Genomic DNA, 14,714 nt, shown 5'->3' on the forward strand with positions numbered 1-14,714 from the left:
GGACGAGAGGATATGATGAGCAAAGTCAGTCAAGATATCATCAAAAAAATCGAAGAAGCACAGCTAAAGACTGATGTTCCTGCGTTTGGTCCAGGTGACACAGTAGTTGTTAAAGTTCGCGTTACCGAAGGTGACAAAGAGCGTCTTCAGGCATATGAAGGTGTTGTTATCGCTAAGCGTAACCGTGGTCTGCACTCGTCTTTTACCGTGCGTAAAATTTCTAGCGGCGAAGGCGTTGAGCGTGTGTTCCAAACACACAGCCCGGCAGTTTCTTCAATTGAAGTTAAACGTCGCGGTGCGGTTCGTCGTGCTAAGCTTTACTATCTACGTGAGCGTTCAGGTAAATCTGCACGTATCAAAGAGAAGCTTAACTAAGATTACTAATCCTTGCGTTATTGTTAACTTCGAAAAAGCCCGCTTTAAGCGGGCTTTTTTGTGCCTGAAATTCGATCTTTTTCCTGTTCTGTCCATTACATACATTAAGGTTTTTTAATAGAGAGCAGAATGACTTCCGAATATTTTATTGTGCTAGGCATTATGGGGGTCGCCTTCTTCGCTATATCAGGCGCACTGTTGGGGCATGAGAAAAATATTAACGGCTTCGGAATAGTGGTTGTTGGCGTTATGACGGCGCTCGGCGGAGGCACGCTAAGAGATTTACTTTTGGGAAAACCGATATTTTGGGTAGAAACCTCAGAATACCTCTTAGCGACTTACAGTGCGATCTTCGTAACTGTGATATTAATACGTTACTTCCCATCCCCTTCAAATTTTTATTTCATTCTGATTGATACCATAGGGCTCGCTATATTTAACGTAATAGGAATAGAAAAAGCGTTAATTAGTGGTACAGGAATGATTGTTGCTTTAACCATGGGAATGACCACAGGTATCTTCGGTGGTTTGATGAGGGACGTGGTGTGCAGAGAAGTGCCTTATGTTATGCGTGGCGATGTCTATGCGAGCGCTTGTTTTGCGGGGGGACTGACCTATGCTGCGCTATTTGCAGTGGATATACCCTACATTTGGTGTATTTTGGGCTCTGTTGGCGTAACAGTTTTATTGCGGATAACATCACTTCATTGGGGAGTGAATGTAGACTTGTTCAGAAAACGGACGTCGAAGTTTTCAGAAAAAAACACTAGCGATAAATAAATCCATTTATTAAAAATATACAATATAAGGCTGTGTTACCCCTTCGGTTTACACAGCCTTGCTATATGTAATACCCGCCCTCAAAGCTAATTAAGCCATAAGAGATAGGGCCTCAATTAGTGGCTTATTTTCGCTGTCTATAGTGTGAATGATATGTTTGTGCAGTCGTTTTTTGTGTTCACCAAATATACCTCGCTTTTTATCAAAGGTTTTTGCGTAGTTCAGTGCACCTTCAAGCAAGCTTTCTTGAGTGTCGTACGCTTTCTCTACCACATGATCTTGCTCTAATTCTTTGCCGGAAACACGTCTTCCTGAAAGCTTCATTTCGTTAAACCGATAATAAGGCATCGCCTTTTTAACAAACTCAATCATTCCCGGCAAAAAGGGAATAGACAAATCTACCTCAGGGAAACAGAAAAAGCCTTTGTCTGAGCGCATGAACCTAAAATCGCAAGCACACGCTAAAATTGCTCCATTACCAAAGGCGTGGCCATTGATGGCAGCGATAACAGGAAGCGGGTAGAGGAGCAGGGTTTTAAATACATCATCCATATCATGCATAAATTGCTTTATTTCTTCTGTGCGACTCGCTTTCATAGCCGGCATCAGCCAATCGGTATCAATGCCTAAGCTAAAGCATTTCTCATCGTTTGATGTGATCACCAGTGCTTTACAGCTTTCATTGCTTTTAATAGCATCTAAAGCTGAAAGCATCTCTTTTGCAAATATAGGGTTATGGCGGTTTTCACCATTTGTCATGGTTAATGTAGCTACGTCGCCAGTATAAGTGATACTTAAATGTTGCATTGTGTTCTCGTTATTATTCCTTTGTGGCAATCATACAAAACCTAGACAATAAATGAGAAATTTAGCTTATTTATGCCCGTTAATAACCTGAGATAAATAAATCTAAGATACATAAATTAAAGATACATAAATTTAAAGTGCACGGAGATGTGCATCAGTAACGTAAGCTTGCTTGGCTTCTTCGGGGATCAAAAGTGAAGAAAATATATATTAAATTCATTGCTAATCTATTGGGATTATCGATGTTGATGTTTGCTGCTTGGAGCTTTTTTGCTGGTATCGAGAATGCCAAAGAGATGCTGTTTGTAATAGCAGTATTATCGAGTGCGATGGCTGGTGAAGTACTTATGGGTGACGCTTACAACTTAGGGAAGCAAAGTAAAAAGGATTAAACCTCACTGCCGATTAAAATTTGAGCTTTAAATATAGAGCATTGCCATTTAGTCATGCTCATTGGCTTCGAATCTACCCTAGATTAAAGTATTATTCGTTATTGCTTGCGCTATTATGCTTAAGTTGTTAAAAAGTCAATGACGTTAAAGAAATATAGAAAAAGCTGGTTGTATAATAAAGTTTACATGCAGATTGCACACTCTTTTGGCGTTTAATTTTCCGTTTTTATTTGTAGTTAAGAGAGTAAGAGAACTCCCATGATCAAGGACACCGTAAATAATGTTCACGTAAGTACAGAAGATGTACTTATTACCCCTGAAGCGCTTAGTGCTGAATTGCCTGTGTCAGACAAAGCGTTAGCGGCGATATCAGAGTCGAGAAAAATTGTATCAGATATCATTCATCGCCGTGACCACAGACTACTTGTTGTATGTGGCCCCTGTTCTATACACGATATTGAAGCAGCCAAAGAGTATGCGCTTAAGCTTAAAGAGCTTCATGAATCATGCAAAGATACGCTGTTTATCGTTATGCGTGTGTACTTCGAGAAGCCGCGTACTACAACAGGTTGGAAAGGCTTAATTAACGACCCTCATATTGATGGTACGTTTGATATTGAAACGGGTCTTCGCAAAGCAAGAGAGCTTCTAATTTGGTTAGCTGAGTTGGAATTGCCTGTTGCGACAGAAGCATTAGATCCAATAAGCCCTCAATACCTTGCTGAGCTATTTAGCTGGGCGGCTATTGGTGCGCGCACTTCTGAGTCACAAACTCACCGAGAAATGGCCAGTGGCCTGTCAATGCCTGTGGGCTTTAAAAATGGTACAGATGGAAGCCTAGATATTGCAATTAATGCGCTTAAATCTGCCGCCTCAGGCCATCGCTTTATGGGAATTAACAAGCAGGGGCAGGTAAGTATTATCGGTACCAGTGGTAACCCAGACGGCCATATCATTTTGCGCGGCGGTAAGCAGCCAAATTACGATTCGGTATGTGTATCAGAATGCGAAATCGAGCTTCAGGATGCTGGATTGACTGCAGGACTAGTGGTTGACTGTAGTCATGCAAACTCTTCAAAAGATTACCGCCGCCAGCCGTTAGTTGCGCAGAACGTGGTAAATCAAATCCTTGAAGGTAATCAATCTATCATTGGCGTTATGCTGGAAAGTCATTTGAAGCCCGGTAACCAAAAAGCGGAAGGTAAGAAGCCCGAAGAACTAGAGTACGGAGTTTCAATTACAGATGGTTGTATCGATTGGGAAACAACAGAAAACTTAATCTCTCAAACCAGAGATAAATTAATAACTGTGTTACCCTTACGCCAAAATAAGCGCACGGTGGCCTAATAAGAAGTGACGCCTAACGGGCAATATAAAATTGCCCATAAGCCCCGTGCCATTTGATTCAAGGATAAGACAGAATGGCCGATTTATCGCAGCACTTAAAACAGTTAGATACGCTGCGAGAAGGTATCGACGAGCTGGATTCCCAGCTTGTCGAGTTACTCGCAAAACGCAACCAAATCACAACCCAAGTCGGCCAGATTAAGGCTGAAGCAGGCATGCCTGTTTATGTACCTGAACGTGAAAAAGCGCTGATCGCGTCTCGCCGCGCTCAGGCCGAGGCACTAGGGGTTTCTCCCGAGCTCACAGAAGACCTATTACGACGCGTAATGCGTGAGTCTTACCACACGCAAAATAACAAGTATCGATGTGTAAAACCCGATACTGACAACGTCGTAGTAATTGGTGGTGCAGGTGCTCTTGGTCGTGTTTTCGTCAGTTTATTTGACCGAAGTAACTATAAAGTTTCGGTGGTTGAAAAAGACGACTGGGAAAGTGGTAGAGCAGCATCGCTGCTTAGCAGTGCTTCACTAGTTGTTGTTGCCGTACCTATAAACTTAACAGAAGCCGTGATTAGCAAGCTAACTATGCTGCCAAAAGATTGCGTGCTTGCGGATATAACCAGTATTAAAGCTAAGCCTTTAAAGGCGATGCTTGCTGTGCATAGCGGCCCTGTCGTTGGGTTGCACCCTATGTTTGGTCCTGATGCGCCAGGCATGATCAAACAAGTCGTAGTAGTGTGTGACGGACGCCATAGTGAAAAGTACAGTTGGCTGATTGAGCAAATGCGAATTTGGGGAGCCACAATTCATGACTCAAGCGCACAAGAGCACGATCAAGCTATGGCGTATATTCAGGTCATGCGCCACTTCAACACCTTTGTGTATGGGCAACATTTGAAAGGTGAAGATCCTAACCTTGAATCCCTTACCATGTTTAGCTCGCCTATTTATCGGTTAGAGCTAGCAATGGTTGGAAGACTGTTTGCCCAGTCTCCACAACTCTATGCTGATATTATCTTTAATAATCCTGACAATTTTGCACTGCTACGCCGTTTTTACGAGCGCTTTGGTATCGCTTTATCGTTACTTGAAAACGGAGACAAAAAAGGGTTTGTCGAGCAGTTTATGAGAGTCGGCGCTTGGTTTGGAGACTACGCGAAGAAGTGTTTAGTAGATAGTAAACAGATGTTGCTAAAGGCTGATGACGGACAGCTTCTAAGAGATAAATAAACTAAACGAATGAATAAGAAGGCGAGCAATTGAGCTCGCCTTTTTGGTACTAGTTTGTCAACGCGCTTGCCGCTGCCACTTTAGTTGGGCTAATTTCCTCACTTGGGTAACATCCCAGCACTTTGATGTAGCGCGTAATACCTCGCAATGCATCAAGGGCATTTTGTACAGGGCCGTCTTCTACGTTGCCTTCCACATCAATGTAAAACATCTCTTCCCAAGGGTTACCAGGCATTGGGCGGGACTCGAGCTTAGTCATATTTATGCTGTTTTCTCGAAGCACGAGAAGTGCTTCAACAAGCGCTCCCGGCTTTTGAACGGTAGACATAACAAGCGTAGTTTTAGCCGGTACCTGTAAAGGCACCACAACCGGATTACGTGCCACAACAATAAAGCGACTGTGGTTTTCTTTTTGGTTGGCCAAATTACTTTTAATTGCCATAAGGCCGTAAAGATTTCCGCCAGCTTCACTTCCAATAGCTGCTACGTCGTCGCGCTGAAGTTCGCTAACTGTCAACATAGCTGAGCTTGTGCTGTCCATGGTTTTTACTTCAACGTTACCAAGTTCCGCTAAGAAGTGGCTGCATTGGGTGAATACCTGTGGATGTGCATAAAGCGTTTTAATCTTATCTATACTTGTGTTAGTTCCCACCAACAAGGTATGGCGAATTGGGTGGGTAAGCTCGCCAATAATACTTAGCTGAGTATGCTGTAGCTGGTCGTACACTTCGTTAATACTGCCCGAGGTCGTATTTTCAATAGGCAAAACTGCGTAATCGGCTTCTGTACTTTCAACTTTGTTAATAATTTCAGCAAAGCTTTGGCAGCCAATTTCAAGTAACTCGCCAGGTCTCCGTGAAAAATACTTCTGTGTAGCCAAATAAGAGTATGAACCCTTATCGCCTAAAAACGCCACGCGGTTCAATGGCAGCGTGCTGCCGGGGTTGGCGCGCTCTGCAAGCATAGCTTGTTGATTCAAAACTGAGTCTTCGATAATGACGTGAAAAATCTGTGTTACATAATGAGGGTCTAAACCGATTTCTTGCCCTTCTTTTATTAGGCGAACCAACAGCTGTTCTTCGCGCTTTTGATCTCTCACAGGGATATGATGCTTTATTTTCGTCTCAGCAACTTCGTTGGTTAATTTTCTGCGTTCCGAGAGTAGTGTAAGTAATTCACTGTCTAGAGCGGTAATGCGCTCTCTAACAGTATCTAGTGCATTGTCTGACATAAGGTTCCCGTGTGAGTCGTGTAAAAATGTTGCTAAAAAAAAACCTCCCTAGAGGGAGGTTTTCATGCATGTAGCTGCGCCTCCCTAATTAAAGGATGTAAACGCAAAAAAGAAAAATGCTACGTGCTTTATATTCTGTTTCATAACCATGAATGTATGTTGAAGCCCTATTTGTGTCAACTCATTTTTACAAAATGTATAGTCGTTTTTGATATGAGGGACTTGAAAAAGAGCTGAAAATAAGTTTGCCGCAAATCGCTAACCTTTTGCGATATGCGGCCATAGCTAATAGATGCTTCAGCGAAATTTAGTTACCTAGAAGTGCAGAGAGCATTTGGCGTACTTCATTTGGTTCAAACGGCTTGTCGCATAACGCGTTTACTCCAGTTTGCTGAATGTTTGCCATGTGTGCGCTATCTGCCGATTCAGACGTCACCATAATAATAGGAATGTGGGTAGTTTCTGGGTTAAAACGAATGAACTCAGACAACTCTCGACCATCCATTTCTGGCATATTGTAGTCAGTCACAACAAGATCGAAAGCTTGGTCTTTTATCAAAGTAAGCGCTGCGGCACCATTTTCTGCCTCTTGAATTCGCTGTAGCCCCATTCCTTCAAGTACGCGTCTAATGTGATTTCTTGCAAGCTTGCTGTCATCGACTAGCAGTACTCGGACATCGTGTACGTCGAATAAATCGAGTTCCAATTCATCGTGGTTTATAAGGTCAAGGCTAGCATTTAGCGCTCGAGACAAGTGCAGAGTCTCAAACGGTTTTGGAAGAATAGCGGCGACACCTGCTTGTTTAAACTCTTCTAACTTGCTCAATCGGTTTTCACTAGACACCAGCATGAATGGAATACTCTTAAATTCTTCATCTTCTTTGATGAATTTAAGAAGTTCTAGTGCGGTTCCATCTTCATAGTACATCGCACTTACAATTAAGTCGGCGCCATGGGCTTTAACCGCAGAACGGGCTTCGGAAAGGGTACTGACAGGGTCAATTTCCTTAACGTTTTCCTTCAACAGCAACGTAGTAATAATTTTTCGTTGTGTATCAGAAGGTTCAACCAAAATAATGTGTAAATCAGAAATTGACAGCTTTTCCATTTCAGACTCTTTTTGTTATATGTTTATGAAAAAGTGAGAGCGAACCGGTAGTTTTTTATCGCTAACCACCAGCGAGCTTAACTTTGTACCCTTTGTCGGTAAGTAGCGAGCGCAGTTTTTCTCTATCATTAGTTTGCACCTCAATGACACCTTCTTTCACTGCACCGCCGCAACCGCATTTCTTTTTTAGTTCTGAGCCTAATTTCTTTAGTTCATCTGCAGGGAGATCCAACCCCTTAATTAACGACACGCCTTTCCCTTTGCGACCTTTTGTTTCTCGATGAATACGAACTACGCCGTCAGTAGACACTGACCGTTGCTCAGCTTTTTGCTCAGGCTTTATTTTGCCGCTCTGTGTGCTGTAAACCAAAAGAGCGTCTTGCCAATCTTGCATAAATACCTCAATAAATTCTGTAAAACCATCTTTAATACACTAAACAAAGTGTAATCATACGAAAGTTTAATTAGCCTTCGATGGCGATGTAGAAAAGTTCAACTAGAATAAGGATAGCAAAGATAAAAGCATGTATTGAAGCATTTCTGCTGACATTTTAAGGAAAGCATATGGAAATAACGTCAAGCTATCAAAATCAAGGGAAAGTGTTAGTTATAGATGTGGGTACAAAGTTCGACTTCAGCAAAGTAGAAGACTTTAGAAACGCCTACAGTGAGCTTAACAATGATGTGAGTCATATCACTGTGGATCTATCTCGTACAGAGTACATGGATAGCTCAGCCTTAGGCATGTTGTTGAATATGCAAAAAACACTAGCCGAAAGAACGCTTACGTACAGTATCGAAAATGCCAGACCCCAAGTGGCTAAGATCCTCAAAATATCCCGGTTCGATAAGAAGTTCGACATTAAATAGCCTGTAGAAAGGACCCTCTTTTGAAAATCCTTATTGTTGATGATGAGGCTATCAACCGTACTTTATTGACTAACATGCTTTACAACGCAGGCTATAAAAAATGCGTAGAAGCCGTTAATGGCGTAGAGGCGATTGAAAAGTTTATTGAAGAGCAGCCAGATCTTGTGCTGCTTGATGTGGTAATGCCTGGCCTGTCAGGCTTTGATGTTGCGCCTAAAATTAGACAACTCGCAAAAGGCCCTTATCTTCCCATTCTTTTTATCACTGCTTTAGAAGATAAAGACAGTCTAGTACGCTGTTTGGAAGTAGGAGGCAATGATTTTGCAACGAAACCTTTCGACCGTCATATTTTAATAGCAAAAATTCGAGCGCATTTAAAAATACGCGCGCTAAGTGAATACGTTGATGAACAAAACAAAACACTACGAGTTTTTAACCAACGGGTGGCCCGCGAACATTCCATCGTAGAACATATATTCAGTCATGCTATTGTTAATCGGCCAGAAGTGCAGGCTCACTTCGACTGTTTCCTTAAACCTGCTGAAACTTTTAACGGCGACTTATTTCTGTGTGAAGCAAGCCCAAGTGGTGGCATCTATTTCATTGTAGGAGATTTTACCGGCCATGGCCTTGCCTCGGCCATTGGAGCGCTGCCTGTAACCCGTGCGTTTCAGGAGTTAAGTCAGCAAGGTGTATCTGTATCTGAAATTGTTAGCGAACTAAATCAAATACTCATCAGGTTTTTACCCAGTGACATGTTTATGGCGGCAGTAATTGGTGAAATTAATGCGCAAGGGAATCGTGTAAATTTATGGCAAGGCGGGATGCCTGCAGTGATTATTCCCGCTAAAACAAATATGGCGTTGCGTAAGTTTTCTTCTCGGCATATGGCCTTGGGTATTTTGGAAGAACACGAGCTAAATACGGATACTGACACTATTAACTTGGGGCATAACGAGCAATTGGTTATATGCAGTGACGGGCTTATAGAAATTGCCAGCGGCAATGGGGATATGTTGTTAGAAGACGGGTTAATCGACATAGTAAAAGAGCAAATGACAGAGGACGGTGCTATTAAGGCAAGGTCTTTGTTTGACCGGGCCAAAGCGCACTGCGCGACATCTACTTTTCATGATGATGTGACCTTGGTTGTATTTACTTCAAAACCAATAAAGATGCCGGTACAAAGCCAAGTTGAAAGTAGTTTTCCCTCAGTGCATGAAGTTGTTCTTGAGGCAAAACACCTCAAGGAACCCGATGTTCTGCCTCGTGTACTTCAATTAACCGGGCAATGTGAGGGGATTCAGGGTATTCGTTCAATTGTGTACACGGTATTATCAGAATTATTTAATAATGCACTTGAGCACGGGATCCTGAAGTTAGACTCAAAGCTGAAGCGTGATAGCAGGGGCTTTCAACAGTATTACGAAAAACGTGAAGCGTCATTAAAAGTGATGGAACATGGGCGAATTATCATCAGAGTTGAGTCCTTACCCATGAAAGGCGAAGTGCTGATCTCGGTTGAGGATAGTGGGCAAGGGTTTCAATGGGAAGATAAAACCTATTTAGCAGAACCTCGCTCATCTAATGATGAGTGTTACGGTCGAGGCATTCCCCTTATCACCGCACTCTGCGAGAGAGTGTGGTTTGAAAATAACGGAAGCAAAGTCCTTTGTCTGCTAAGCACTCGAAATTAGCCAATAGATGCCTTTTTAGCTTGGACTATATAGCCTTCCCCCCCAGAGTTATCCAAGGAATTAAGCAACTAATCGAAATCTCCTTCCACTCAGTATGAATTAGCTAAATACTCAGTTTCCTTTAGTAAAAACTGCGTCGCCATAACTTTAAACCTGAGGGCTTATGCTGAAATCATTTCTCAAACTCTTTGAAGAGTCTCACAAAAAAGCGGAACCTGCCTACACCATCGAACTTGCCACCGCTGCTTTACTTAGCGAATTGGTCAATGCAGATAATCAGGTAACCGATACGGAAAAGGAAGAATATGAAAAGCAGCTTAAACGTCTGGTAAATGTCGATGATGAGGCTATGGAGCTTTTGCTACAGCGAGGGCACCAAACAGCGGATGATGCAGTGGACCTTGTTCACTTTACTCAGGTTCTCAATAATCATTATTCCGCAGAGGAAAAAGTTAGCGTAATTAAAAGCCTTTGGGTTATTGCGTACGCCGATAATTCCCTAGCGCCGCTGGAAGAAAGTACAATACGACAAATCGCCGATTTGTTGTATGTCCCTCACAGCCAGTTCATCAAAACAAAGCTCGAAGTTGTTGAAGGTACGAAATAATCAACGCTTAATGGGGGAAATACCTTCAAAAATCCATTTTTAATTTTTGAGTCCGTGACATACTATTGCAGCCAGAATAATAAAAAAGTGGCTGTGTTAAGGGGATTGTTAACCTTGCATGTACCGCTTTAATCAAAGTAGTAAGCAAGGACACACGTGTGTTGAAAACATTGAAAGTTCCCATTGGGATTGCTGTTGCCTTATCCTCGGCAGTTTTAATTATCTCAATCGCTATGGTTTATAAATTAGATAATAGCAAGTCTGTAGTTGAGTTGGTAAAAAACAACACCGCCGCTTTAAGTAATTCTCTTGCGCTACAATTATCAGAGATGATGGAAAGGAACCCTGGGAACGACGCGTTACTCTCTATGTTGTTCCAACCCATAAAAGAACATCAACAGCTTTTATCAGCAGCTTTTTACGACAATAACTACCGCGTTATCTCTGCTATTCAGCTTGAAAAAGTGCTCGAAATAAGCGACCCCACGGTCCCCAAAACACCTCAAAGCGTTCCTTATGGTATAAACCAATACGAAGGTGTCATTGTTTCCCATCAAATTGTTGGTAGTAGCCTTTATCCCATGGGACACATTGTTATTTACGCTGACACCACCAACGTTCAGACGACAAATAGTGCTCGGCAGTTTTTAGAACAAATACCAGTTTTTATAGCACTTTGGCTATTGTGTACTGGCGTATGTATTTTCATAGTATCCAGATTAATTTCACCTTTGGCCTCGTTAGGGCGGTTTACACAAGAAGTGTTTGAAACCAAAGATTACGCGCTACGAAGCTCCATAAACTCATCTAATGAGATAGGCAGCATAGCCACCAACATTAACAGCTTATTAGATGCTATCGAAGTTGAGTTACTGGTGAACTTTGAACAAAAACAAACCTTGGTCGACCAGCAAGAGACAATGTCTCGCCTTGCGAATTTCGATAGTTTGACAGGGTTACCTAACAGACAGTTTGTTCTTGATAATTTAAGACTAGAGTTAGCCCGAGCAAAAAGAAATGACGAAGATCTATTGTTACTATTTTTCGATCTTGATGGCTTTAAAGGGATAAATGATTCGCTAGGACACGAAACCGGCGACCTTATTTTGATAGAAGTTGCAGATAGGGTGCAGTGTTTGCTCAGAGACGGTGACTTGTTTGCTCGTTTAGGCGGCGACGAGTTTTTAGTCCTCCCAGATAGAGATGCGACGGCAGATCAAGCAAAGAGTTTAGCAACGCGGCTAATTACAGCGTTCGACGAGCCCTTTGAACTCAGAGGGCTATCGCTTACCGTAGGGTTGAGTGTCGGCGTGGCCACAGCGTCTGATGCAGGGTACGATTTAAGTGAGCTTATGAGTAACGCTGATTTAGCCATGTATCGTTCAAAGGCAAGGGGGAGGGGAAGCTACACATTATTTACGCCGGATATGGTGGAATCTCACAAGCGTAAACTGCATCTAGCCAATGGTATTGAACAAGGTATAACCAACGATGAGTTTGTCGTTTACTACCAAGTTAAAGTAAACAACACCGGCAACGTAATTGGTGCTGAAGCATTGATTCGTTGGCAGCATCCTGAGTTCGGCCTTGTCATGCCAAACGAGTTTATTCCTATCGCGGAACAAGGCGGGAAGATCACCGCTATTACGCGTTGGGTCATCAACCGAGTGTGTATGGATATGCCTAACCTCACACGCTGGGCAAAGGGGCCTTTCAGGGCCTCTATTAATTTATCCGGTCATGATTTGAGAAGTAATCAACTGTTCGATCATATCTACAATACTTTTACGCTTTATGACGTGAACCCAGAGAACATTGAATTTGAAGTTACCGAAAGTGCTTATCTTGAAAACTTCTCGCTTTCTAATAAGTTTTTCAGGCGCATTAGTAATATGGGATGTGCTATCGCGCTTGACGATTTTGGTACGGGTTATTCATCTTTGAGTTATCTCACTCAAATCAATATAGATACCCTCAAAGTAGACAGGCAGTTTGTGACTGAACTCTAATCTTCAGAACGAAGCCGACTAGTAACAGGCGCTATTATCGATTTGGCAAAACGCCTATCACTTTCAGTTTGCGCTGAAGGGATAGAAAACCTTGAGCAATGGCATTATCTGATAGAGCACGGCTGTGACAACGTTCAGGGGTTCATGTTTAGCAAACCTGTCCCCATCAATGACCTTGTCGTTTCTCCCTACCAGTATAAAGCTGAACAATTTGCTTAAATCTACAAAAGTATGTCGACAATGTTGGCGGCATACGTTCACGCCTAGTGTTTCTTTATTGCAACACCCGCCCTTTAATTACAGGAGAGGGACTAACGGTGAAACTCTTAAGTTGTTGTATATATTGTTAATATTTCTTTTGGTCTGAAAATAGCATAGGTAGTTTGAATGCATTAAACATAGTGGTTAATTGAAGACTAATGGTAATATCCACATAACTGATTGCGAAATGGCGGTAACCATCAGAGATTAGCAATTGGCGAATTGAGAAGGATTTTAAAAAGCGTTTAGCGGAGGATTCATGATGAAACGTCTCGAAAAAGTTTTATTAGCACTTTGTGCAGTTGCTGCGGTACAAGCCGTTTCAGTAGCCGATGCGCATGCTACACCAGCGCGCACGCTTATGCAGAAATTAGATACAAACAAAGATGGTCTTATTTCACTTAAAGAAGCAGTAAGACATACAGAATTACTGCGAAACTTTGGGCTGATTGACGACAACGAAGACGGTAAGCTCTCTGAAGCCGAGTTGGCGAAGAGCAAGCTTACGCCAGGTAACAAAAAGCTCACCGCGAGTGAGTAGGAAAGAACATCAACATCAATGAGGGTAGGGTTCTGATAAACAAGGTATCGTTTGGTGAGCGCTTGGTACAACTTGGTTCACTAAGGCAGTTAACGTTAGGAAGTTTTGTACTGGCCCTTATTCCCCTTATTGCGCTTCTTTGGCAAAGCCAGAGCGATTTAGCAAAGGTAGGTCAAATGACTACCCTTGAAACGCGCTTTGTGGTGGATGTCGTAAGTGATATGCAACGTCTGGATAACGCAGTGGTCGATGTAGAGCGCAGTATCAGACAGTTTGCCGTTTTACGTAACGACAGGGTGGCGCAGCTCTCTGATAATGCCATAGACCAGTTTGCTGTGGCAGCCGATAACTTATGTCAGGCGCTTTCCGTACCAGCAACCTGTTCCCGTTTATCTGAGCAACTTAATCAACTCGCTGAATATCGTGCCATCGAAGATCAGCTGCTGCTCAATGCGTATCTAGCATCGGTAGGAGATAGTGTTGACCAACTGCGTGACGATGTAGAAGCGGCCATAACAGAGCGGGTTAAGGTACAACAAGACGACTTAAACGCCATGCAGGCAAAACAGGCATGGTCTACTGCAATGCTGGTTAGCGTGTCGTTACTTCTGATATTGATGGGCAGCCAACTAATTGTAAATCCCGTTAATAACCTCAAAAAAATTATTCGTATCATGGCACATAGTGACGGTCAGCTTCCGCCACTGTCTAAGCAGGCACCTAGAGAACTTATTGATGTAGAGAAAGATTTGCACTGGCTTTATGATCGTCTGCAGCAGCTAGAGCACATTAGAACCGCACTATTGAGGCATGCCGCGCACGAACTAAAAACACCCTTAGCAAGCATTAAAGAAGGCTGCAGTTTATTATCAGAAAACGTGGTAGGCGAATTAAATAACGCTCAACGAGAAGTTTTGTCATTACTTACTGCAAGTACCCAGCGTCTCAATACTTTGGTTGAGAAACTACTCGACTACAATCTGCTACTACAACAAGCGCAGCCTAAAATTGTTGAAAGTAATGCAAATAAATTAGTCGAAGCCTGTTTAGAGGACTACGCCCTCGCCATTCAAGATAGAGAGGTAGACGTGAATATCTCCTCATCTTCAGTATATGTAGACGAGGAATTATTTAGAAGAATACTTGATAACCTAGTGTCCAATGCTGTAGCACATGGAGCAGTTGGACGGCCGATAAATATTAGCCTTTATAACGAAAATGATAGCCTTGTACTGGATGTCGCCAACCGAGGAAAACGCATAGCGCCAGAATCAGTACACACGCTGTTTGAACCTTTTATCCGCGGGACCGAGCCAAGAAACGACAATGTTATCGGAACGGGGTTAGGATTATCAATTGTTGCCGATTGCGCTCGACTAATGCATGGTGATGTAAAAGTGGTAGATGTAGACTATGCCGATGTTTGCTTTAGAGTGACCATTCCGCAACAGGAAAAATAA

At 42.6% G+C, this 14,714-nt stretch carries 14 protein-coding genes and 1 pseudogene; 11 read left to right on the plus strand and 4 right to left on the minus strand.

All coding sequences use genetic code 11. The annotated features are described in order from the left end of the window. Positions 1 to 15: 15 nt before the first annotated feature. Together rplS and PCAR9_RS05960 are read left to right on the plus strand one after the other, a co-directional pair. On the plus strand, positions 16 to 375 hold the full coding sequence (rplS, locus tag PCAR9_RS05955) for a 50S ribosomal protein L19 (protein WP_024015986.1): 360 nt from the start codon (positions 16 to 18) through the stop codon (positions 373 to 375). Between the two features lie 129 nt (positions 376 to 504). Then, positions 505 to 1,155: a trimeric intracellular cation channel family protein gene (locus tag PCAR9_RS05960; protein ID WP_179982813.1), complete on the plus strand. Its 651-nt coding sequence runs from the start codon at positions 505 to 507 to the stop codon at positions 1,153 to 1,155. A gap of 90 nt (positions 1,156 to 1,245) precedes the next feature. Here PCAR9_RS05960 and PCAR9_RS05965 read toward each other — a convergent pair whose 3' ends face one another. Continuing rightward, on the minus strand, positions 1,246 to 1,962 hold the full coding sequence (locus tag PCAR9_RS05965; protein ID WP_179982814.1) for an enoyl-CoA hydratase/isomerase family protein: 717 nt from the start codon (positions 1,960 to 1,962) through the stop codon (positions 1,246 to 1,248). 194 nt (positions 1,963 to 2,156) lie between these two features. Here PCAR9_RS05965 and PCAR9_RS05970 point away from each other — a divergent pair, with 194 nt between their 5' ends. From PCAR9_RS05970 to tyrA, 3 genes are all read left to right on the plus strand, one after another. Beyond that, positions 2,157 to 2,354, plus strand: coding sequence for a hypothetical protein (locus PCAR9_RS05970; protein WP_179982815.1), 198 nt, complete (start codon positions 2,157 to 2,159; stop codon positions 2,352 to 2,354). A 258-nt stretch (positions 2,355 to 2,612) separates the two neighbouring features. Beyond that, positions 2,613 to 3,701, plus strand: a complete 1,089-nt coding sequence (locus tag PCAR9_RS05975; protein WP_118489815.1) for a 3-deoxy-7-phosphoheptulonate synthase — start codon at positions 2,613 to 2,615, stop codon at positions 3,699 to 3,701. A gap of 74 nt (positions 3,702 to 3,775) precedes the next feature. Further along, positions 3,776 to 4,930 carry a bifunctional chorismate mutase/prephenate dehydrogenase gene (gene tyrA, locus PCAR9_RS05980; protein ID WP_179982816.1) on the plus strand — a complete coding sequence of 385 codons (1,155 nt, stop codon included), beginning with the start codon at positions 3,776 to 3,778 and terminating at the stop codon, positions 4,928 to 4,930. Between the two features lie 49 nt (positions 4,931 to 4,979). Here the strand turns inward: tyrA and pheA are convergent, their stop codons facing one another. The 3 genes from pheA to yciH form a co-directional block, all read right to left on the minus strand. Beyond that, positions 4,980 to 6,161, minus strand: a complete 1,182-nt coding sequence (pheA, locus tag PCAR9_RS05985; protein WP_179982817.1) for a prephenate dehydratase — start codon at positions 6,159 to 6,161, stop codon at positions 4,980 to 4,982. Between the two features lie 307 nt (positions 6,162 to 6,468). Continuing rightward, a complete protein-coding gene (locus PCAR9_RS05990; RefSeq protein WP_179982818.1) occupies positions 6,469 to 7,269 on the minus strand; it encodes a response regulator in 801 nt (266 codons plus the stop codon). A 61-nt stretch (positions 7,270 to 7,330) separates the two neighbouring features. After that, positions 7,331 to 7,663 carry a stress response translation initiation inhibitor YciH gene (gene yciH, locus PCAR9_RS05995; RefSeq protein WP_179982819.1) on the minus strand — a complete coding sequence of 111 codons (333 nt, stop codon included), beginning with the start codon at positions 7,661 to 7,663 and terminating at the stop codon, positions 7,331 to 7,333. Positions 7,664 to 7,833: 170 nt separating this feature from the next. Here yciH and PCAR9_RS06000 point away from each other — a divergent pair, with 170 nt between their 5' ends. The 6 genes and pseudogenes from PCAR9_RS06000 (at position 7,834) to PCAR9_RS06025 (ending at position 14,714) form a co-directional block, all read left to right on the plus strand. Beyond that, positions 7,834 to 8,139, plus strand: a complete 306-nt coding sequence (locus PCAR9_RS06000; RefSeq protein WP_179982820.1) for an STAS domain-containing protein — start codon at positions 7,834 to 7,836, stop codon at positions 8,137 to 8,139. 20 nt (positions 8,140 to 8,159) lie between these two features. Next, positions 8,160 to 9,836, plus strand: coding sequence for a fused response regulator/phosphatase (locus tag PCAR9_RS06005; RefSeq protein ID WP_179982821.1), 1,677 nt, complete (start codon positions 8,160 to 8,162; stop codon positions 9,834 to 9,836). A 163-nt stretch (positions 9,837 to 9,999) separates the two neighbouring features. After that, on the plus strand, positions 10,000 to 10,443 hold the full coding sequence (locus PCAR9_RS06010; RefSeq protein WP_179982822.1) for a tellurite resistance TerB family protein: 444 nt from the start codon (positions 10,000 to 10,002) through the stop codon (positions 10,441 to 10,443). A 581-nt stretch (positions 10,444 to 11,024) separates the two neighbouring features. Beyond that, positions 11,025 to 12,671, plus strand: a pseudogene (locus tag PCAR9_RS20050) (putative bifunctional diguanylate cyclase/phosphodiesterase). 301 nt (positions 12,672 to 12,972) lie between these two features. Beyond that, positions 12,973 to 13,254 carry an EF-hand domain-containing protein gene (locus PCAR9_RS06020; RefSeq protein ID WP_232091130.1) on the plus strand — a complete coding sequence of 94 codons (282 nt, stop codon included), beginning with the start codon at positions 12,973 to 12,975 and terminating at the stop codon, positions 13,252 to 13,254. A gap of 62 nt (positions 13,255 to 13,316) precedes the next feature. Further along, complete coding sequence (locus tag PCAR9_RS06025) at positions 13,317 to 14,714, plus strand: sensor histidine kinase (RefSeq protein WP_179982823.1); 1,398 nt, start codon at positions 13,317 to 13,319, stop codon at positions 14,712 to 14,714.

The sequence above is a fragment of the Alteromonas macleodii genome, from assembly GCF_903772925.1.
Lineage (GTDB): Bacteria > Pseudomonadota > Gammaproteobacteria > Enterobacterales > Alteromonadaceae > Alteromonas > Alteromonas macleodii_A.

Excerpts from the sequence above, each read along its gene's own strand:
- PCAR9_RS05960 (WP_179982813.1), top strand. The coding sequence starts at position 505 with ATGACTTCCGAATATTTTATTGTGCTAGGCATTATGGGGGTCGCCTTC.
- PCAR9_RS05990 (WP_179982818.1), bottom strand. The coding sequence starts at position 7,269 with ATGGAAAAGCTGTCAATTTCTGATTTACACATTATTTTGGTTGAACCT.
- PCAR9_RS06020 (WP_232091130.1), top strand. The coding sequence starts at position 12,973 with ATGATGAAACGTCTCGAAAAAGTTTTATTAGCACTTTGTGCAGTTGCT.
- rplS (WP_024015986.1), top strand. The coding sequence starts at position 16 with ATGAGCAAAGTCAGTCAAGATATCATCAAAAAAATCGAAGAAGCACAG.
- yciH (WP_179982819.1), bottom strand. The coding sequence starts at position 7,663 with ATGCAAGATTGGCAAGACGCTCTTTTGGTTTACAGCACACAGAGCGGC.
- PCAR9_RS06010 (WP_179982822.1), top strand. The coding sequence starts at position 10,000 with ATGCTGAAATCATTTCTCAAACTCTTTGAAGAGTCTCACAAAAAAGCG.
- PCAR9_RS05965 (WP_179982814.1), bottom strand. The coding sequence starts at position 1,962 with ATGCAACATTTAAGTATCACTTATACTGGCGACGTAGCTACATTAACC.
- PCAR9_RS05975 (WP_118489815.1), top strand. The coding sequence starts at position 2,613 with ATGATCAAGGACACCGTAAATAATGTTCACGTAAGTACAGAAGATGTA.
- tyrA (WP_179982816.1), top strand. The coding sequence starts at position 3,776 with ATGGCCGATTTATCGCAGCACTTAAAACAGTTAGATACGCTGCGAGAA.
- pheA (WP_179982817.1), bottom strand. The coding sequence starts at position 6,161 with ATGTCAGACAATGCACTAGATACTGTTAGAGAGCGCATTACCGCTCTA.
- PCAR9_RS06000 (WP_179982820.1), top strand. The coding sequence starts at position 7,834 with ATGGAAATAACGTCAAGCTATCAAAATCAAGGGAAAGTGTTAGTTATA.